This is a genomic window from Pseudomonas sp. Root329, from assembly GCF_001424925.1.
In the GTDB taxonomy this organism is placed as follows: domain Bacteria; phylum Pseudomonadota; class Gammaproteobacteria; order Pseudomonadales; family Pseudomonadaceae; genus Aquipseudomonas; species Aquipseudomonas arabinosi.
In genome coordinates this window covers 91049-111923 of record NZ_LMCV01000049.1, presented here as the reverse complement: position 1 = coordinate 111923, position 20875 = coordinate 91049, and the positions used below count along the sequence as shown (strand labels likewise).

The 20875-nt window shown below is 60.5% G+C and carries 11 protein-coding genes and 1 pseudogene; 10 read left to right on the top strand and 2 right to left on the bottom strand.

Features of this window, described 5'->3' with window-relative positions; translation table 11 throughout:
- Nucleotides 1–39 precede the first annotated feature (39 nt).
- The 10 genes and pseudogenes from glgA to ASC74_RS28060 all read left to right on the top strand — a co-directional run bounded on the left by glgA (nt 40) and on the right by ASC74_RS28060 (nt 15056).
- Nucleotides 40–1626, top strand: a complete 1587-nt coding sequence (gene glgA / locus ASC74_RS28105; RefSeq protein WP_056745924.1) for a glycogen synthase GlgA — start codon at nt 40–42, stop codon at nt 1624–1626.
- Nucleotides 1627–1639: 13 nt separating this feature from the next.
- Complete coding sequence (gene treZ / locus ASC74_RS28100; RefSeq protein WP_056745922.1) at nt 1640–3439, top strand: malto-oligosyltrehalose trehalohydrolase; 1800 nt, start codon at nt 1640–1642, stop codon at nt 3437–3439.
- A complete protein-coding gene (gene malQ, locus ASC74_RS28095; RefSeq protein ID WP_056745920.1) occupies nt 3436–5514 on the top strand; it encodes a 4-alpha-glucanotransferase in 2079 nt (692 codons plus the stop codon). Before treZ ends, malQ begins: the two co-directional genes overlap by 4 nt.
- The gene (locus ASC74_RS28090; protein ID WP_056745919.1) at nt 5511–8297 is read left to right on the top strand and encodes a malto-oligosyltrehalose synthase; all 2787 of its coding nucleotides are present in this window, start codon (nt 5511–5513) and stop codon (nt 8295–8297) included. The genes malQ and ASC74_RS28090 overlap by 4 nt, the downstream gene beginning before the upstream one ends.
- A gap of 21 nt (nt 8298–8318) precedes the next feature.
- The gene (locus ASC74_RS28085) at nt 8319–8639 is read left to right on the top strand and encodes a DUF2934 domain-containing protein (protein ID WP_056745917.1); all 321 of its coding nucleotides are present in this window, start codon (nt 8319–8321) and stop codon (nt 8637–8639) included.
- Nucleotides 8640–8753: 114 nt separating this feature from the next.
- Nucleotides 8754–10913 (top strand): glycogen debranching protein GlgX, encoded by a 2160-nt coding sequence (glgX, locus tag ASC74_RS28080; RefSeq protein ID WP_056745915.1) that lies wholly within the window; start codon nt 8754–8756, stop codon nt 10911–10913.
- Between the two features lie 148 nt (nt 10914–11061).
- The gene (locus tag ASC74_RS28075; protein WP_056745913.1) at nt 11062–11820 is read left to right on the top strand and encodes a PIG-L deacetylase family protein; all 759 of its coding nucleotides are present in this window, start codon (nt 11062–11064) and stop codon (nt 11818–11820) included.
- A 259-nt stretch (nt 11821–12079) separates the two neighbouring features.
- Entirely contained in the window at nt 12080–12880 is an 801-nt protein-coding gene (locus ASC74_RS28070; RefSeq protein ID WP_056745912.1) for an endonuclease/exonuclease/phosphatase family protein, read from the top strand.
- A gap of 401 nt (nt 12881–13281) precedes the next feature.
- Nucleotides 13282–13503, top strand: a pseudogene (locus ASC74_RS28065) (DUF6124 family protein); the annotation flags it as partial.
- A gap of 479 nt (nt 13504–13982) precedes the next feature.
- Nucleotides 13983–15056: an autotransporter domain-containing protein gene (locus tag ASC74_RS28060; RefSeq protein ID WP_056745910.1), complete on the top strand. Its 1074-nt coding sequence runs from the start codon at nt 13983–13985 to the stop codon at nt 15054–15056.
- A 150-nt stretch (nt 15057–15206) separates the two neighbouring features.
- Here the strand turns inward: ASC74_RS28060 and glgB are convergent, their stop codons facing one another.
- Together glgB and treS are read right to left on the bottom strand one after the other, a co-directional pair.
- Nucleotides 15207–17438, bottom strand: a complete 2232-nt coding sequence (glgB, locus tag ASC74_RS28055) for a 1,4-alpha-glucan branching protein GlgB (protein WP_056745908.1) — start codon at nt 17436–17438, stop codon at nt 15207–15209.
- 2 nt (nt 17439–17440) lie between these two features.
- Nucleotides 17441–20782, bottom strand: a complete 3342-nt coding sequence (gene treS / locus ASC74_RS28050) for a maltose alpha-D-glucosyltransferase (RefSeq protein WP_056745907.1) — start codon at nt 20780–20782, stop codon at nt 17441–17443.
- Nucleotides 20783–20875: the final 93 nt, after the last annotated feature.

Genomic DNA, 20875 nt, shown 5'->3' with positions numbered 1-20875 from the left:
CCAGACCTAAGAATTAGATCAACAACACGGGAGATTCATATGATCAGTGCGGCTTTAGATATTCAGGGAGAACGTGCTCATCAGCAGGTCGGCGAAACGAGCGCCGTGAGCGCCCCAAGCCACCAATCGATCAGCGTCCCCGGCACCAAGACGCTGGCACCGGTGGCCAGTCAGAATCCCAACAAGAAGAAAGTCCTGTTCGTCACCTCGGAGATTGCCGATCTGGTGAAAACCGGAGGTCTGGGCGACGTTTCCGCAGCGCTGCCGCGAGCCATGGCTCATTTGCACGATGTGCGCGTGTTGATCCCCGGTTACCCGCAAGTGCTGCACAGCGAGAACCCGATTCATATCATTGGTGAGCTCGGTGGTCACGCCGCGTTGCCCCCCTGCAAAATCGGGCGCATGGACATGCCCGACGGTCTGGTCATTTACGTGTTGATCTGCCCCGAACTCTACGAGCGCGAGGGTTCTCCTTACGGTGCCAACAACGGTCGCGACTGGCCGGACAACCACATCCGTTTCGCCCGTCTGGGCCTGGCCGCCGCCGATATCGCCGCCAACCTTGCACAAATTCACTGGTGCCCGGACCTGGTGCACGCCCATGACTGGCCTGCCGGTCTGGCACCCGCTTACATGCACTGGCGTGGACAGCGCACCCCGACGCTGTTCACCATTCATAACCTCGCCTACCAGGGCGTGACCAGTCTGGGGTCGTGCCCGGAACTGGGTATTCCCCTGCATGCCTTGCAACAGGAAGGCATGGAGTTCTACGGCAAGATGTCGTTCCTCAAGGCCGGCATGGCTTATTCGAGCCACATCACCACCGTCAGCGCCACCTATGCCCAGGAAATCACCACCCCGGCCTTCGGCTGCGGTCTCGACGGTTTTCTTGCCGCCAAGACCCAGCAAGGTCTGCTCAGTGGTATTCCCAATGGCATCGATGAAAGCTGGGACGCCGCCACTGACCCGCACCTGTTCTGCCCTTTCAAAATTGGCGACTGGGAAGGCAAAGCGGTCAACGCCGCCCACGTGCGTGAGCTGTTCGGCCTGGACGATAGTGAAGGTCCGCTGTTCGCCGTGGTTTCGCGACTGGTCTATCAGAAAGGCCTGGACCTGACCGAAGCCGTCTCCGAGTACATCGTCAAATCTGGCGGGCAGATCGCGATCATCGGACGTGGCGAGCCGGAAGAAGAACAAGCCATGCGTGAGCTGGCCCTGCGCTTTCCAGGCCAGATCGGCGTGCGCATCGGTTTCAACGAGACCGACGCCCGTCGCATGTTCGCCGGCAGTGATTTCCTGCTGATGCCTTCGCGTTACGAGCCTTGCGGGCTGAGCCAGATGTACGCCCAGCGCTTCGGTTCGTTGCCGGTGGCACGCAACACCGGTGGTTTGGCCGACACCATTGAAAACGGCGTGACCGGTTTCCTGTTCGACGAATCCACGGCCGAAAGTTACGAGGAAGCCCTGAGCCGGGCCTTCAAGGTTTTTGCCTTCCCCGACCTGCTCAATGCCATGCGCTGCCGGGCCATGGCCGCGCCTTTCAACTGGTGCAAGGCGGTCGAACCGTACGCCGAACTCTACGAAAAACTGGTGACCAAGGCGCTGGGTAAATCGGGCAAACATTAAGAGGTTTTCATAGATGCCGTTACGGACCCTTGAGACCTGGCCCCACGGCGCAATCATGCTGGACGCAGAGCACACGCGTTTTGCCTTGTGGGCGCCAGATGCGTTTTACGTCAGTGTCGAACTGGAAGATGGACAGTCCTTGCCACTCCTGCCCCAGGCAGATGGCTGGTTCGTGATCAACACCCGCTGTCCCGCCGGCACGCGTTACCGCTACAACATCGACGGCGAGCTGGAGGTGCCCGACCCGGCCTCCCGCGCGCAGGCCGGTGATATCGACCGCCACAGCGTGGTGGTCGATCCACTTGCCTATCAATGGCAACACAGCGCCTGGCTTGGGCGGCCGTGGAATGAGGCGGTGATCTACGAATTGCACGTCGGTGCGCTCGGCGGCTTCAGCAAAGTCGAGCAGCACCTGGCGCGCCTCGTGGAGCTGGGCATCAGCGCGATCGAACTGATGCCACTGGCGCAATTCCCCGGTGACCGCAATTGGGGTTACGACGGGGTTCTGCCCTACGCGCCCCAAGCCTCCTACGGCACTCCCGAACAACTCAAACACCTGATCGACACCGCCCACGGCCATGGCCTGGCGGTGATTCTCGACGTGGTCTACAACCACTTCGGCCCGGACGGCAACTACCTGCATCGCTATGCCAAGGCCTTCTTCCGCGAAGACAAGCACACCCCGTGGGGTGCGGCCATCGACTTCCGGCGGCGCGAGGTGCGGGACTTCTTCATCGACAATGCGTTGATGTGGTTGCTGGAGTACCGCTTCGACGGTTTGCGCCTGGACGCGGTACACGCCATTGAAGACCCTGACTTTCTTCAGGAACTGGCGCAAAAGGTTCGCCAGCAAACCGATCCGGCCAGGCATGTGTGGCTGACCGTTGAAAACGAACACAACCAGGCCAGCCTGCTCGAAGAAGGCTTCGACGCGCAGTGGAACGACGACGGCCACAATGCCTTGCACGTGCTGCTGACCGGCGAAACCGACGCCTATTACGCCGACTATGCGCAAAACCCCACTGAACAACTGGCCCGCTGCCTGAGCCAGGGCTTTGTGTTTCAAGGCCACGTGACCCGTCACGGTACAACCCGTGGCGAGCCCAGCGGTCATTTGCCGCCCAGTGCTTTCGTGCTGTTTCTGCAAAACCACGACCAGATCGGCAACCGCGCCTTGGGCGAACGGCTGCATCAACTGGCCAACCCCGATGCGCTCAAGGCAGCCACGGCATTACTGCTGTTGTCACCGATGATTCCGCTGATGTTCATGGGCGACGAGTTCGCCGCCGAGCAACCGTTCCTGTTCTTCACCAGTCATCACGGTGAACTCGCGGAGTTGGTCCGCGAGGGACGCCGTAACGAGTTTGCAGCCTTCAGCGCGTTTGCTGATCCGCACAAACGCGAGCAGATTCCCGACCCCAACGCGCGCCAGACCTTTGAGGCTTCACGGCCCGAGCTGACATTAACCCGACAGTCCGCCATGCACGATCTGTATCGCCAACTGCTGCAGATCCGCCATCAGCAGATCATTCCCCGTCTGCCCGGTGCTCAAGCACTGGGCGCCGAGGTGCTGGCCACAGGCGCGGTAACAGCGCGCTGGCGACTGGGCGATGGCAGTCAGCTGCGCATTGACCTGAACCTCAGCGACACGCCTGTGGTCCACTCCCCACAGGCCGACGCTTCGTTGTTGTTGTTCGAATACCCGCCACAGTCAGCCGGTCTGTTAGATCAGGGCACCCTCGCCCCGTATTGCGCGCTAGTCAGCCTCACGGCCGCAGCCCCTTTGCTACCCCCGGATGGAGAGCGCCAATGAGCGATGCGCAATTGGAAATACTGGCCAGCCGAGCTGGCCTGGCTGTCGACTGGATCGACGCCAACGGCCGCCCACAGAAAGTCGCTCCATCGGTGTTGCGTAACGTCCTCACAGGACTCGGCCACCCGGCCGGCAGCGCTCAGGAAATCGACGCCAGCCTGCTGGAACTGCAGCAGGTGCAACAGACCCGACACCTGCCGCCGCTGCTGACCGCAGACTTCGGTGTCGGCCTGAGCCTGGCGCATTACTTTGAGCCCGAAACACCGTGCGAAATCCACCTTGAAGATGGCTCGCGACTCAACCTGAAACTGGATGCCGAGGCGATACTGCCCGGCCTGATCCCGGTCGGTTATCAACACGTCAGCATCGACGGCCAGCAATTTACGTTGGCCGTTGCACCGTCTCGCTGCTACAGCGTCGGCGATGCCGTCGACAGCCCGATCCCGCGTGCCTGGGGCCTGAGTGTGCAGCTGTACTCGCTGCGTCGTCCGGGTGATGGTGGTTTCGGCGATACCCAGGCGCTGGAAGACCTGGCCCGGGTGGCCGGTGAACGCGGCGCCGAAGCATTGGCGATCAGTCCGCTGCATGCCATGTTCAGCAGCGACACCCAGCGTTACAGCCCGTATTCGCCGTCCAGCCGTTTGTTTCTCAACAGTCTGTACGCCGCACCGGGCGCCATCCTGGGCGATCGAGCATTGCGCACCGCGATTGATGCCACCGGCCTGGCGGCAGAACTCAAGCACCTTGAAGCCATGCCGTTGATTGATTGGCCGGTGGCGGCCGAAGCCAAACATCGCCTGTTGCAGGCGTTGTACGAAGGCTTTGTCCAGGGCGAACACCCGTTGCATGCCGACTTCAGCAGCTTCCGCCACGCTGCTGGCGAAGCCCTGGAAAACCACTGCCGCTTTGAAGCCATTCAAGAATCCCGCGCTGCCAAGGGTGAAAGCCTCGACTGGCGGCAGTGGCCCGAGCCATGGCAAAACCCGCGCAGCGCGGCCCTGGCCGAATTCGCCGAAGAGAACGCCGGGCGCATCGGCTTCTTTGCCTTCTGCCAATGGCTGATCACCCGCTGCCTGGAACGCGCACAAACCGCCGCCCGCGGCGCCGGCATGAGCATTGGCCTGATCGCCGATCTGGCGGTGGGTGCCGATGGCGGCGGCAGTCAGGCCTGGAGTCGTCAGGACGAGTTGCTCGCCTCGCTCACCGTGGGCGCACCACCGGACATCCTTAACCGCACCGGTCAGGGCTGGGGGATTTCCGCGTTCTCGCCCGAAGGTCTGGTACGCAATGGTTTTCGTGCCTTCATCGAAATGCTCCGCGCCAATTTTGCCCACGCCGGTGGCCTGCGCATCGATCACGTCATGGGCCTGCAACGGCTGTGGGTGATCCCCAATGGCGCGTCACCCGCCGACGGCGCCTACCTCTATTACCCGGTGGACGACCTGCTGCGCTTGCTGACCCTCGAGTCCCATCGCCATCAGGCCATCGTCCTCGGTGAAGACCTCGGCACCGTGGCCGATGGTTTGCGAGAAAAGCTCATCGCCCGTTCGATCCTCGGCATGCGCGTGCTGCTGTTCGAACAGGACAACGCGCACTTCAAACCGATTCTCGACTGGCCGGACAACGCCCTCGCGACCACCAGCACCCATGACCTGCCGACACTCAATGGCTGGTGGCATGGCCGCGATATCGACTGGAACGCCCGACTGGGCCTGGTCGACGCCCCGGGTGAAATCGAATGGCGCCACCACCGCGAACGCGAGCGTGAAGGCCTGCGCAGGGTGTTGAGCGAGGACCCGCAGAACTTTCGCGAAGAGTCCCATGAAACCGATCAGGTGCTCGACGCCGCGATACGTTTCCTCGGTCATACCCGTGCGCCGCTGGTGTTGCTGCCGCTGGAAGATGCCTTGGGCATCGAGCAGCAGGCCAACTTGCCCGGCACCACCGACACGCACCCCAACTGGTCCCGACGCCTGCCCGGCGACAGTGAAGCGTTACTCGATGACGTGGACGCCGCCCGACGCCTGGAACTGCTCGCCTGTGCGCGGCTTCAGGCGGCCGAGCGTGACCAATGACGCAAACGCTTACCCAACCGCTGCGGGCCACCCTGCGGCTGCAGTTCCATAAAGACTTCACGCTGGACGATGCGGTGCCGCTGGTGCCGTACTTCGCCAGCCTCGGCATCAGCCATGTCTATGCGTCCCCCCTGCTGAGCGCCCGCGCCGGCTCCATGCATGGCTACGACGTCGTGGACCCGACCACGGTCAACCCGGAGCTGGGCGGAGAAGCGGCGCTGCGGCGTTTGGTCAGTGCATTGCGCGAGCTGAACATGGGGCTGATCCTCGACATCGTCTCCAACCACATGGCCGTCGGCGGTGGCGATAATCCCTGGTGGCAGGACTTGCTGGAATGGGGACGCCTGAGTCCTTACGGCGAGTTCTTCGATATCCAGTGGCATTCGCCCGACCCGTTGATGGAAGGCCAGTTGCTGCTGCCTTTCCTCGGCAGTGACTACGGCATCGCCTTGCAGGACGGCACCCTGCCCCTGCGCTTCGATGGGCAAAAGGGTGCGTTTTATGTCGAGCACTATGAGCATCACTTCCCGATCTGCCCGACGAATTACGGCGAACTGCTCAGGACCGATGACCCGCTGAGCGCCGAATCGCTCAAGACGCTGGCAGACCGATTCAGCACCTTGAGCTACCAGACTGACGCCCACAGTCTGGCGATGCCGCTGAAAACAGAGCTGCGTGAACTGGCCAGCGATCCGGCGATTCTGCACGCCATCCAGCACAACCTCAGCGCTTACGACTCGCTCACGCCCGAAGGTTTCCAGCGCCTGCACCTGTTGCTTGAACGCCAAAGCTATCGCCTGGCCAGTTGGCGCACGGCGGCAGATGACATCAACTGGCGGCGTTTTTTCGATATCAACGAACTGGGCGGCCTGCGCGTCGAACGTCCTGCCGTGTTCGAAGCCACCCACGCGAAAATCTTCGAATTGGTGGCCGAAGGCCTGGTTGACGGTCTGCGCATCGACCATATCGACGGCCTCGCCGACCCTCGGGGTTACTGCCGCAAATTGCGGCGGCGGGTCGACAGCCTGTCGCCGGATCGGCACCTGCCGATCTACGTCGAGAAGATCCTCGGCGAAGGTGAAACCCTGCACCGTGACTGGTCGGTGGATGGCACCACGGGTTACGAGTTCATGAATCAGCTGTCGCTGCTGCAACACGCTCCGGAAGGCGCCGACACCTTGGGCAAACTGTGGAATCGCTACAGCGAACGGCCCGCCGATTTCTGTCAGGAAGCGCAACTGGCCCGCCAGCAGATCCTCAACGGCTCCCTCGCCGGAGACTTCGAAAGCGTCGCCCAGGCCCTGTTGCAAGTGGCCCGGGATGACCTGATGACCCGCGACCTGACCCTCGGTGCGATCCGTCGGGCGTTGCAGGAATTGATCGTGCATTTCCCGGTGTACCGCACCTACATCAGCCCCCGTGGGCGGTTGGCTGAAGACGATGTGTTTTTCCAGCAAGCCATGGACGGTGCCAGACAAACCCTCGGCGAGGCCGACTGGCCGGTGCTCGATTGCCTGGCTGGCTGGCTAGGTGGTGAATCATGGCGCAAACGCCCGTTGGGCCGGCCGCGCAAGATGCTCAAGCATGCCTGTGTGCGTTTTCAGCAACTGACGTCGCCAGCGGCGGCGAAGGCTGTGGAAGACACCGCGTTCTATCGCTCGGCGACGTTGCTGTCACGCAATGACGTGGGCTTCAGCACCGAGCAGTTCAGCGCCCCGGTGGCCGATTTCCATGCGGCTTGCATCGACCGTCTCGAAGCCTTCCCCGATAACTTGCTGGCCACCGCGACCCACGACCATAAACGCGGCGAAGACACCCGCGCGCGCCTGGCGGTGCTAAGCGAGCGCAGTGCCTGGTACGCCGAGGAAGTCCCGTTCTGGCGAACCCTCGCACGCCCCCTGCGCGACGACGACCAGATGCCGACTGCAGGCGATGAGTTGATCCTCTATCAAGCGATCCTCGGCAGTTGGCCGCTCGATTTGCGCAGTGACGATCAAGCAGCCTTGGAAAACTACACTCAACGCCTGTGGCAGTGGCAACAGAAAGCCTTGCGCGAAGCCAAGTTGCAAAGCAGCTGGAGCGCGCCGAACGAAGCTTACGAACAAGCGGTTCAGCAATTCCTGCAACGTCTGCTTCTGAGCCCCGAAGGTGAGCTGTTACGCGCGGCCCTCGGCAAAGCAGCCAAGAGCATCGCCGTCCCCGGCGCCCTCAATGGGTTGGCGCAAACCTTGCTGCGCATGACTGTGCCGGGGGTACCGGACCTGTATCAGGGCAACGAGTACTGGGACTTCTCGCTGGTCGATCCGGACAACCGCCGGCCGGTGGATTACGCCAGCCGTCAGCAGTCGATGCAGACGCCATTGGCACTGCCCGAGCTGTTGGCAGACTGGCGCGACGGGCGCATCAAGCAAACCCTGATCGCTCAGGTGTTGAACCTGCGACTCGAGCACACCGAGCTGTTTCGGCGAGGGACGTATCAAGCCCTGGAAGTCGTCGGCAGCCAGGCTCACCGGGTGCTCGCATTTGCTCGCTCGCTGGAAGGAAAGCGCGCCATCGTGATCGTACCGATACGCTGCGCCGAACTGCTGAAAAACAGTGCCGAACCCCGAATTGACGCGCCGCTGTGGGGCGATACACGGGTCAAATTACCGTTCACCGCCCCTGATGAAAATTTGAAGGGACTTTTTTCAAGCGCAACAGTCACACCCCAAAGGGAGTTGAACATCAGCGACGCGCTAGTGGATTTCCCGATCAATCTTTTTATCCAAACTACCCACACTTGAGTTCAGTTCAGGAGCATTGCGATGAGCACAAACGATAAACGCATCCGCGAATTCGCCTATCAAATCTGGGAATCGGAAGGAAAACCCGAGGGCCAGGACGCTCGCCACTGGGAGATGGCCCGCAAACTGGCTGAAGCCGAAGCCCTGGCACCGAGCAAATCGCCAAAAGCCGCTGGCAGCAAAGCCGCCGTCAAGGCCCCTGCCAGCAAAGCCAATGGCAAGGCTGCCGAGCCAACAACCAAAGCCAAAGCCAAGCCTGCCGCGGCGTCGAAGGTGATCCCTGCGGGCGAAAAAGCTACTGAGAAAAAGCCTCGAGCAGCGCGTAAACCGCCCGCTGTCTGACGCCTCTCACCCGTGTCCTGATTGACCTCGTGGCGAGCCTTCTCGCCACCGAGGGCTCGCTCGCCCTCAAAAAAAACCAGAGCCAAGAACTGTCCCCCCTTTGCAGGAGCACCTATGACCAGTCCGAAGAAAGCCGCGCCAGAACCTCAGGTCGAGGCCTCGCGAATTCGTGAAGGCTTGCCCTTCCCGCTGGGCGCGACCTGGGATGGCCTGGGGGTCAACTTCGCCTTGTTTTCCGCCAATGCCACCAAGGTCGAGCTGTGCATCTTCGATGATGCCGGCGAGGTCGAACTGGAACGCATCGAACTGCCGGAATACACCGACGAGATCTACCACGGCTACCTGCCCGACGCGCATCCGGGGATGATCTACGGCTACCGTGTCTACGGCCCGTACGACCCGGCGAACGGTCATCGCTTCAACCCCAACAAGTTGCTGATCGACCCCTACGCCAAACAACTGGTCGGCCAGTTGAAATGGTCTGAAGCGCTGTTCGGCTACACCATCGGCCACCCCGACGCCGACCTGAGTTTCGATGAACGTGACAGCGCGCCGTTCGTGCCCAAGTGCAAGGTGATCGACCCGGCCCACACCTGGGGTCACGACCATCGGGTCAGCGTGCCGTGGGACAAAACCATCATTTATGAGACTCATGTGCGCGGTTTCAGCATGCGTCACCCCTCCGTCCCCGATAACGTGCGCGGCACCTTCGCCGGGTTGATGGTCGATGACGTGCTGGAACACATCCGCAAGCTCGGTGTGTCGACGGTGGAATTGCTGCCGATTCATGCCTTCGTCAACGACCAGCATCTGTTGCACAAAGGCATGACCAATTACTGGGGCTACAACAGCATCGCGTTCTTCGCCCCCGACCCGCGTTACCTGGCCAGCGGCAAGATCGCCGAGTTCAAGGAGATGGTCGCGCACCTGCACGAAGCCAATCTTGAAGTGATTCTCGACGTGGTCTACAACCACACCGCCGAAGGCAACGAACAAGGCCCGACCCTGTCCATGCGCGGCATCGACAACGCCTCTTACTACCGCTTGATGCCCGACGACAAGCGCTTCTATATCAACGATTCCGGTACCGGCAACACCCTGGACCTGAGTCACCCGTGCGTGCTGCAAATGGTCACCGACTCCCTGCGCTACTGGGCTTCGGAAATGCACGTCGACGGTTTCCGCTTCGACCTGGCGACCATTCTCGGGCGTTATCACGATGGCTTCGACGAACGTCACAGCTTCCTGGTGGCCTGCCGTCAGGACCCGGTGCTGCGCCAGGTGAAGATGATTGCCGAAGCCTGGGATTGCGGCCCCGGTGGCTATCAGGTCGGTAACTTTCCGCCGGGTTGGGTCGAGTGGAATGACAAATTCCGCGACACCGTGCGTGCGTTCTGGAAAGGCGACGACGGCCAACTGGCGGACTTCGCCAGCCGCATGACCGCCTCCGGCGAGATGTTCAATCAGCGTGGCCGGCGGCCGTACGCCTCGGTGAACTTCGTCACCGCCCACGACGGTTTCACCCTGAACGACCTGGTGTCGTACAACGACAAGCACAACGAAGCCAACGACGAGAACAATCAGGATGGCAGCAACAACAACCTGTCCTGGAACCACGGCGTCGAAGGTCCGACCGACGATCCCGAGATCAATGAGCTGCGTCAGCGGCAGATGCGCAATTTCTTTGCCACGCTGCTGCTGTCCCAAGGCACGCCGATGCTGGTGGCCGGCGACGAATTCGCCCGCACCCAGGAAGGCAACAACAACGCCTATTGCCAGGACAGCGAGATCGGTTGGGTCAACTGGGACCTGAGCGAAGACGGCAAGGCCCTGCTCAAGTTCGTCAAACGTCTGATCAAGTTACGCCTGGCGTACCCGATCTTGCGTCGCGGCCGGTTCCTGGTGGGCAATTACAACGAGGACATCGGTGTCAAGGACGTCACCTGGCTCGCGCCGGATGGCAGCGAAATGTCCATCGAACAATGGGAGGAAGGCCATGGCCGCTGCCTCGGCATGCTGATGGATGGCCGTGCCCAGGAAACCGGTATTCGCCGCAAAGGCGCCGACGCCACCCTGCTGTTGGTGGTCAACGCCCATCACGACATCGTCAATTTTCTGCTTCCGGAAGTGCCAGACGGCGGTTTCTGGACCTGCATGATCGACACCAACCAACCGTCGATACGGGGTCAGGAACGCTTCGAGTTCGGTCACGAATATTCGGTCACTGGCCGTTCGCTGCTGCTGTTCGAATTGCAGCATGAGGAAGAAGAGTGAAATGGACCTTCAGGGATAGCCCGGATAAAAAAACGGACTGAATGGCGCATCGAGGCGACGAATAGCGTGACATGAGCAATACTCTGCTCGCGGCAATCCAGGGTTTGGAGCGCCGCACATTGCTATCAACGAGAACAAGGACGTAGCCATGAAATCGGTTTCCATCAGTGAAAGCATCCCGCCAGTACAAATCTGGAACAGCGCCCCGCAACTGGACAACATTCCTGTCATCAGCACTCAGACCCTGGTCCCCGCCGGCGCACGCGCGGTAGTGATTGCCCCACACCCTGGCGATGAAGTCGTGACCTGTGGCGGCCTGCTGCAGTTGCTCAGCGCCTTGGGTCATCCCCTGCAATTGATCTCGATTACCGACGGCAGCGCCAGCCATCCGGGCTCGCAGCAGTGGTCGGAGAAACGTTTGAGCGTGTTCCGCCCCCAGGAAAGCCTCGAAGCCTTGCGCCGGCTCGGGCTGCCGATGCACAGCCTCAAATGGATTCGTGGCGGCTTCACCGACAACGGCCTGGCCGAACGGGAATTTCAGATGTCTCAATTCATTGCCCGTTATTTACGCCCCGGGGATGTGGTGTTCAGCACCTGGCGCGAGGATGGCATTGTCGACCATGACGCCGTCGGCCGGGCCAGCGCCAAGGCCGCAGCCATGGTCGGTGCGGCGTTCAATGAAGTACCGGTCTGGGCCTGGCACTGGCCAACGCGTGATCGAGGGCTCATCCCCTGGCATCGCGCGCGCAAGGTGCGCCTGGACACCTGGACCGTCGCGCGCAAAAGCCACGCCACCCACGCCTACGCCAGCCAGCTCGACGGCGAACCGGCCATCGGCCTCGCCCCGCTGCTGCCCCCGGTGCTTCTGGAACGGATACGGTTGCCCTACGAAATTGTGTTCGTCTGACGTAGCGCTGGTAGCAGCCTGTAGCAGCTGTCGAGCCTGCGAGGCTGCGTTCGGCTGCGAAGCAGCCGTAAGACCCGGCAGCGCGGTGTGTCAGACAAACTGCACGTTCTGGATGACGACTGCTTCGCAGCCGAACGCAGCCTCGCAAGCTCGACAGCTGCTACAGTTTTCGGTGAGCGGTAGTTACGACGAATCACTCTGAACTGCCCGCCGCTGCATCAGTCGCATACATAAGCAGCCCTGATTCAGAGGAGTGAACGTGACCAGTGATTCCAAGTGGCGGGCCGTCGAGTCATCTCCATTGAACACGCCCCCGGCGATTCATCGACTGAGAGTGCTGACGGTCAACACCCACAAGGGTTTTACCGCACTCAACCGACGTTTCATTCTCCCGGAACTGCGTGAAGCGGTACGCAGTACATCGGCGGACCTGGTGTTCCTGCAGGAAGTCGTCGGTGAACACGACCGCCATTCCACTCGCTACAACGATTGGCCGCTGACCTCACAATACGAGTTCCTGGCCGACAGCATGTGGAGCGACTTCGCCTACGGTCGTAACGCGGTCTACCCCAACGGTCACCACGGCAACGCCCTGTTATCGAAATACCCGATCCGCGAACACCGCAACCTCGACGTCTCGATCACCGGCCCCGAACGGCGCGGGTTGCTGCATTGCGTTCTGGATGTGCCGGGGCACACTGAAGTTCACGCAATCTGCGTGCATTTGAGCCTGCTGGAAAGCCATCGCCAGTTGCAGCTCCAGCTACTCTGCCAACTGCTCGAATCGTTACCCGACGATGCGCCGGTGATCATCGCCGGTGACTTCAACGACTGGCAGTTGCAAGGCAACACCGCCCTCGCCCGACGCGACTATCTACATGAAGCCTTCGAACGCCACCACGGTCGCCCGGCGAAAACCTATCCGGCGCGCTTCCCGCTGCTGCGTCTGGACCGGATTTATCTGCGCAATGCCAGCAGTCATGAGCCGCGGATACTGGGGCACAAGCCCTGGACGCATTTGTCGGATCATTTGCCGTTGGCGGTGGAAGTGCATCTTTGAAACGCTCATTAGCTTCGGCGTTTAGCGGACGCGTTTAAAGACACTCGGTGTTACGTCCTAACGGCTACAACGCCTTGCGTCGTTACCTACACGTACGCCAGAATCCGCTGGCTTGTGCGCCTTGTCCCTGGCCTCTATTGTTTCCCTACCACTGCCCATCAGTGGTCGGGTTTAGTAGCCCGGATTAAGCGATAACGGTTGCACAAGTATCATCCAGACAGGAATTCGCCTGTTCTTCATGGTGGCTGTGCGCTTGGCGCCCTAGGGCGCGCCGGTTTTTTGTTGCTTATCCGGTCTACTAACTCGCGCACAGCTGCCACCCTCTCGTTTAGTAGCGAGATGGTTGCCGCCTCACTATGAGAGAAAGCAACTATGTTCAAAGTAACGCCGAATCCCCCGAATACCCGCCCCGCAAACCCAGCACCATTTTCACCATCGACGCAGCGGTGGATGACGAAACGTTGCTCGTCGAGGCCTGCGAATCGTTGGCATCAGCCAGCGCCATGGTCAACGATCTCGCCGACGTAACGGACGGCCCGCGACGGCAAACGATGCTGCAACGGATGATCATGTTGGGTGAGTTAGCGTTCAATCGCGTACTGGATAACCACAAGCCTGGATAGTCGCCAGGCGGGTAGCGAGGGCGCTTGCGCCCTCACTATTTAGAAGCATTCAAAGGTCGCAACCGCGACGCGCTTCTTTATGACTACACCAGCAATATCGACAGCAATCAGCTGCGCGGAACGGCCGCAAATGTCGGTCTCAGGGTGAGTGGGTAAACCGGTAGCCCACTATCAAAAGCGCTCTGGAACGCGGATCTTTTGACGATTTTTCGAACAAACAAGAACTTAGATGTGCGGCGTAAATCAGTCACTTGCGAGTCCTAAAATACACATACCATTTATCGGCCATTTTCTTGACGCGATGTCAAGGGTCTTCTTAGCTACACGTTACTACCCCCGGAAATTCACCCGGGGCAAACCCCCAGACACCCGCGAAATCGGGCGGCCACAGGCTTGCCTCGCTACATTCGGTCGCCCCTCATTCGGGGTAGGAGAGACGCCAGAGCGAGATACGGCATGCGATTGCAAGGTAAACCTCCATGAAAACTTCATTCACCCAACAAGAGATCAAAGTCACTTTTTGCGCTGTCTCGAGTTCACTCCTTCTGTGCTCGTCCATGGATGTACAGGCAGGGACTGCAGAAGATGAAACCACGCCTTGGTACCGTCAGGATATTCCGGTCATGACCTTGCCAGCCGTCACTTTCACCACCCCCTACCCCGGCCGCTTCAGCACCGCCTCGGATGCACAAAGTTCACACCTGACCATCGAGGGCGCTGCGCCTTCGGCCTGGGATCAGGTGTATGGACAAGCTTCGCGGCAGGCGCAAACCGATGTTCTGGCTCAGGGGTTTGCTATCCCTGGCAGTAGCGAATTCAAAGGTCCGGCGATCCTGACTCTGCAAAGCGGTAGCGGTAATACCCAGCGGGTCGGACTGGTCGGCGGCATGACTCAGTTACAAGGCAACAGCAACGGGCTGCTGACCGGTCGCGCCCTTGCTGACCCCGGCAACGACACCCTCAACCTCGAAGGCCAGAGCCTCGGCGCTTACTGGAGCCTGACCGGGCCCCAGGGCTGGCACGTGGACTTGACGGCCAGCGGCGGCCGGGTCAACGGCTTTAGCCGCAATGACCAGGGCGCCCGACAAGCGACCGAGGGCAGCGCGGTGACGCTGTCGGTAGAAGGTGGTTTCCCCATTGGTCTGAGCGATAACTGGGTAGTTGAACCCCAGGCGCAATTAATCAATCAACGCATTACCCTGGACACCCCGTATGCCGGCTCAGGCAATGCCTCGTCCAGCGATCTGACGTCCTGGAGCGGCCGAGTCGGTGCACGGTTGAAAGGTAGTTACGACATCAACGGCATGGGGGTCGAACCCTATGTGCGAACCAACGTGTGGCACACGGTGTACACCAGCGATACCGTGAACCTCGATCAGGTCGAGAAGATCAGCAGCAGCCGCTATTCATCGACCGTCGAAGTGGGTTTGGGTTTGGTGGCCAGAGTGACACCTGCCGTGAGTTTCTACGTCAGCGCCGACTACAGCAGCAGTGTGGATGACAATGATTTGAACGGGTTGATTGGGAGTTTGGGTGTGCGGATGCGGTGGTAAGTGTTTCAGCTCAAGAAATTGATTGTTCGGGCTGACCCCTTCGCGAGCAAGCCCGCTCCCACATTTGGTTTTATGTCGTACACAAAACTACTGTGGGAGCGGCGGTGCGACGATTCGACTTGCTCGCGAAGGGAGCGACTCGGTGTTAGATCAACCCTCCGGACGCAACATCAACACCGCCAGCGGTGGCAGGTTCAATACCAACGAGAGTGCCTGGCCATGGCTCGGCTCATCCTCGGTAAATGCCCCGCCGCTGTTGCCATAGTTCGAACCGGCATAGGTGGCCGCATCGCTGTTGATCACCTCGGTCCAACGCCCGGCAAACGGTACGCCGATGCGGTAACCCTCACGCGGCACCGGCGTGAAGTTAGCCACAACCAACACTGGCCGCCCATCCCTGCTCCAGCGCATGAAGGCATAAACGCTGTTGATTGCGTCATCACCGATCAACCACTGGAAGCCTTGCGGCGCGTCGTCCTGATCATGCAGCGCCGGCTCTTCGCGATACAGCCGATTGAGATCGCCGACGAGTTTCTGCACACCTTTGTGTTCCGAGTACTGCAGCAAGTACCAGTCAAGTTGCTGATCGTGGTTCCACTCACGCCACTGTCCAAACTCGCAGCCCATGAACAACAGCTTCTTGCCCGGATGCGCCCACATGAAACTGAGGTAGGCGCGCAGGTTGGCGAATTTCTGCCAGCGGTCGCCGGGCATCTTGTCGATCAGCGAATGCTTGCCGTGTACCACCTCATCGTGCGAGATCGGCAGGATAAAGCGCTCGGACCAGGCATACACCAGACCGAAGCTCAGTTCGTTGTGGTGATGGGCACGGTACACCGGGTCCTGCTGGATGTAGTGCAGCGAATCGTGCATCCAGCCCATGTTCCACTTGTAGTCGAAGCCCAGCCCGCCCTGTTGCGTGCCCTGGCTAACACCCGGCCACGCGGTGGACTCTTCGGCAATCACCAGCGCGCCGGGGGCTTCGAGGTCGACCACGTCATTGAGATGGCGCAGGAAGTCGATGGCTTCCAGGTTCTCCCGACCGCCGTGGCGGTTTGGCACCCATTCGCCGGCCTTGCGCGAATAATCGCGGTACAGCATCGAAGCCACGGCATCGACCCGCAGGCCGTCGACGTGGAAATGCTTGAGCCAGTGCAGCGCCGAGGCCAGCATGTAGCCGTGCACTTCGGTGCGACCCAGGTTGTAGATCAGCGTGTCCCAGTCCTGATGGAAGCCTTCCTGCGGGTTGCCATATTCGTACAGCGCGGTGCCGTCGAACTGCGCCAGGCCGTGGGTATCGGTCGGAAAATGCGCTGGCACCCAGTCGAGGATTACGCCGATGCCGGCCTGGTGGCAGGCATTGACGAACGCGGCGAAGTCATCCGGCGACCCATAGCGAGCGCTCGGGGCGAATTGCGACAGCAGCTGATAGCCCCAGGATCCGCCGAACGGGTGTTCCATGATCGGCATCAGCTCGATGTGGGTAAACCCCAGATCCTTCACGTAAGGAATCAGCCGCTCGGCCAACTCATGCCAGGTGTACAGGCGCGCAACTTCGCCCAAATCGTCCAACTCACATTGCCAGGACCCGGCATGCAATTCGTAGATCGACAGCGGCGCACTCACCCGATGACGGTCGCCCCGGGATTGCATCCACTCCTGATCCTGCCAATCGATGTTCAGCGGCGAAGCGACTTTTGATGCGGTGTCCGGCGGCAGCGAGGTGGCCAGCGCCATCGGGTCGGCCTTGAGCGGCAGAATGCCGTGGGTGCCGAGGATCTCGTATTTGTACGTTTCCCCCGCTTGCATGCGCGGGACGAAGATTTCCCATACGCCAGTCGGATGACGCAGGCGCATCGGGTGCCGGCGGCCGTCCCAGTTGTTGAAGTCACCCACCACCGACACCCTTTTGGCGTTCGGCGCCCACACGGCGAAACGCACGCCATCGACACCGTCGACCGTTCTCAGCTGCGCGCCCAGGCACGCGCTGAGATCGCGGTGATTGCCTTCGGCGAACAGGTACAAGTCCATCTCGCCGAGCAACGGGCCAAAGCTGTAAGGGTCTTCGGAAACCTGTTCGCCGCCGGCCCACCGGGTTCGCAGCAGATACGCCTGCGCCCGATCGAAGTGCCCGACGAACAGGCCCGGCGTCTGGGTGGCCTCAAGGTTGCCGAGTTCTTCCCCGGAGTCCTTGGCCAGTACCTGCACGCTTAAGGCGTCCGGCAAATAGGCCCGAATGAATTGCCCACCATGACCATCGCCGTGGGGACCAAGAATTGCAAAGGGGTCGTGATGTTCGGCGCGTACCAGCGCGTCGATGTCCCGCGATCTGGGCAGCAACGCTTCTTTAGCGTGACCCTGTTCCTTGTTCGAGAAACTCATGACTACTCTCCACCAAGATCGGAAAAGGGTTTAAGCCCACTCAATAACCCATACAAACCGTGCAACGGCACGGGCAACCATGTGGGGCGATTTTCTGCCTCATAGGCTACTTCATACGCTGCCTTCTCCAGGCCGAACAACGCCAATGCGGCGTCCTCGCCTTCCGGATCTTGCCATGCATGAGCAAGACTAGCTGCCGCCAGCCGATAAGCGTCGACAAATGCTTGTCTTGCTTCATTTAAATAGCGATCAGCGACACGTTGACGAGCGGCTCGGGCATCAGCCGTGTTATCGACGTTGTGCACATTAATCGCCATCGCCGCAGCGTAGTCAAAAGAACGCAATACGCCACTGACGTCTTTGTATGGGCTGTGTTTGCCCCGTCGTTCGTGCAGCGGTCGCGCCGGCTCGCCTTCGAAGTCGATCAGGTAGGCGTCGCCCTTGATCACCAGTACCTGGCCCAGGTGCAAGTCGCCATGGACGCGAATGCGCAGACCACCCACGGCTTTTTTGCCCAGTTCCTGAACATGGCTGAGGATGGCTTTTTTGTTGTCCAGTAAACGAGTGACCAAGGCTTTGTCTGCCGGGTTCAATTCGCTTTGATGCTGCTTGAGCAACTTCAGCGCGTACTCCAGTTGCGCCGCCACGTCCTTGGCGCAGGCCAGGGCATCTTTCTGGGTGGTGACCTTCGGGGCGAAGTCCGGGTTGTCGCTGGGCGCAGCCAGCACTTGATGCATTTCGCCCAGACGCTGACCGAGCATGCCGGCGAAGTCTCTCAGTTCGCCCAAGGCGTTGTAGTGTTGCTCCTGCTCGGACATGGCGTCGGCCAGCTCGTCGCGCAACGCCCGTTCGAGGTTGTTCTGGGTCCATTCCCAGGCGTCGCCCTGATTGCTCAAGTAGCCTTGGGCAATCATCAGCAGACTTTCCTCGCCCGCCGGGTCGCGGCGAACCACCGAACCCAGCAGCGGCGAGATATTGCGGAAACCGGCGTGAGTCAGGTACGCGCTCATTTCCAGTTCCGGGTGCACGCCAGACGCGACCTTGCGGATCAGTTTCAGCACCAGGCTGTTGCCGATCACCACCGAACTGTTGGACTGTTCGGCGGACAGGTAACGCACTTCCGATTCCCCGGTCAGACCGAGTTTCGCTAGTTCCCACGTCGGCTCAAAGCAGATATCGCCCGCACTGGATGGCAATACGGTATTACTTTGCATGCCCTGCAATACCGCATGCACAAAGGTGTCGAGGCTGAAGGCGTCGGTGATCAAGCCGACCTGACGCACGCGCCGGACCCGAGACAAGGCCAGTTGCTGAGGCAACGCGGCACCGACCTGATCTTCGGAGATAAAGCCGAACGGCAGCTGATAGCGACTGGTCTGGCCGCCACTGGTGACATCGATTTCACTCAACAGCACCGGATGTTGTGGATCGCCGAAGCGCACGCCGTAAGCGATGTTGACCTGATCGATGGCCGCGTCCTTGCCGGCAAACCAGCGGCGATTCTGCAGCCAGTTCGGCAAGATGCCCTGCTCCAGCGTGTCGCGTGACGGCGCTTCGAGCAGTTCTTCCATTTGTTTTTTCAGCACCAGCGTGGTGAAGTCCGGCAGGCTTTGCGCCGGCTCCACGTGCCAGCTCGGCATCTGGTTTTCCGCCGCCAATACGAACCAATAGAAGCCGTAGGGCGCCAGGGTCAGCAGGAAATTCAACTGACCAATAGGCGGGAAGGCGTTACCGCCGAGCATCTCCACCGGCACCATGCCGACGTAGGCCGACAGGTCCAGTTCCGCCGCTTGCGCGCTACGGGACACGTTGGCCACGCACAAGATGATTTCGTGCTTGCCGTCCGGCCCGGTGAATTCCCGGGTGTAGGCCAGAATCCGCCGGTTAGTCGGCGAGAGCATTTTCAGCGTACCGCGCCCGAAGGCCTTGGACTGCTTGCGCACAGCGAGCATGCGCCGGGTCCAGTTCAGCAACGAATGCGGGTCGCCGGCCTGGGTTTCAACGTTGACCGACAGGTAACCGTACTGCGGGTCCATGATCGGCGGCAGCACCAAGCTCGCCGGGTCGGCGCGGGAGAAACCGCCGTTACGGTCAATCGACCACTGCATGGGCGTGCGCACACCGTCGCGGTCGCCGAGGTAGATGTTGTCACCCATGCCGATTTCATCGCCGTAATACAGGGTCGGCGTGCCGGGCATCGACAGCAGCAAACTGTTCAGCAACTCCACACGACGACGGTCGCGCTCCATCAGCGGCGCCAAGCGGCGGCGAATGCCAAGGTTGATCCGCGCCCGGCGGTCGGCCGCGTAGTAATTCCACAGGTAATCGCGCTCCTTGTCGGTGACCATTTCCAGGGTCAACTCATCGTGGTTGCGCAGGAAAATCGCCCACTGACAGTTGGCCGGGATCTCCGGGGTCTGACGCAGAATGTCGGTGATCGGGAAGCGGTCTTCCTGGGCCAGCGCCATGTACATGCGCGGCATCAGCGGGAAGTGGAACGCCATGTGGCATTCGTCGCCGTTCAGGCCTTTGGCGTCGGTGTCACCGAAGTACAGTTGCGTGTCTTCCGGCCATTGGTTAGCTTCGGCCAGCAGCATGCGGTCCGGGTAATTGGCGTCGATTTCGGCACGGATCTGCTTGAGGACGTCGTGGGTCTCGGGCAGGTTTTCGTTGTTGGTGCCGTCGCGTTCGATCAGGTACGGAATCGCGTCCAGACGCAGACCGTCGATGCCCATGTCCAGCCAGTAGCGCATCACCGACAGCACGGCTTTCATCACTTGCGGGTTATCGAAATTCAGGTCTGGCTGGTGAGAATAGAAACGGTGCCAGAAGTACTGGCCGGCCACCGGGTCCCAGGTCCAGTTGGATTTTTCGGTGTCGAGAAAGATGATCCGAGTGCCATCGTACTTTTGATCGTCATCGGACCAGACGTAAAAGTCCCGCGCCGCCGAACCTTTCTTGGCTTTTCGCGCACGCTGAAACCAGGCGTGCTGGTCAGAGGTGTGGTTGATGACCAGTTCGGTAATCACCCGCAGGCCACGTTTGTGGGCTTCCGAGATGAACCGCTTGGCGTCGGCCATGGTGCCGTAATCAGAATGCACGCCACGGTATTCGGCAATGTCGTAGCCGTCATCACGCCGTGGCGAGGGATAGAACGGCAACAACCAGATGGTGTTGACGCCCAGATCGGCAATGTAATCGAGTTTGGCGATAAGACCGGGAAAGTCGCCGATCCCGTCATTGTTGGAGTCGAAAAAAGACTTAACGTGAACCTGGTAGATCACCGCATCCTTGTACCAGAGCGGGTCCTTGATAAAGGTGGCTGCCTTGGGTTTCTTCGCCATTTGAAACTCCTGTTGAATTCGGTAAAGCCGATACGACGCAATACGGCCCCACTGTAGGAGCTGCCGAAGGCTGCGATCTTTTGATCTTGCTCT

Bases quoted from the DNA above. Each gene is read 5' to 3' on its own strand.
- glgA (WP_056745924.1), top strand. From the start codon at position 40: ATGATCAGTGCGGCTTTAGATATTCAGGGAGAACGTGCTCATCAGCAG.
- treZ (WP_056745922.1), top strand. From the start codon at position 1,640: ATGCCGTTACGGACCCTTGAGACCTGGCCCCACGGCGCAATCATGCTG.
- malQ (WP_056745920.1), top strand. From the start codon at position 3,436: ATGAGCGATGCGCAATTGGAAATACTGGCCAGCCGAGCTGGCCTGGCT.
- ASC74_RS28090 (WP_056745919.1), top strand. From the start codon at position 5,511: ATGACGCAAACGCTTACCCAACCGCTGCGGGCCACCCTGCGGCTGCAG.
- ASC74_RS28085 (WP_056745917.1), top strand. From the start codon at position 8,319: ATGAGCACAAACGATAAACGCATCCGCGAATTCGCCTATCAAATCTGG.
- glgX (WP_056745915.1), top strand. From the start codon at position 8,754: ATGACCAGTCCGAAGAAAGCCGCGCCAGAACCTCAGGTCGAGGCCTCG.
- ASC74_RS28075 (WP_056745913.1), top strand. From the start codon at position 11,062: ATGAAATCGGTTTCCATCAGTGAAAGCATCCCGCCAGTACAAATCTGG.
- ASC74_RS28060 (WP_056745910.1), top strand. From the start codon at position 13,983: ATGAAAACTTCATTCACCCAACAAGAGATCAAAGTCACTTTTTGCGCT.
- glgB (WP_056745908.1), bottom strand. From the start codon at position 17,438: ATGAGTTTCTCGAACAAGGAACAGGGTCACGCTAAAGAAGCGTTGCTG.
- treS (WP_056745907.1), bottom strand. From the start codon at position 20,782: ATGGCGAAGAAACCCAAGGCAGCCACCTTTATCAAGGACCCGCTCTGG.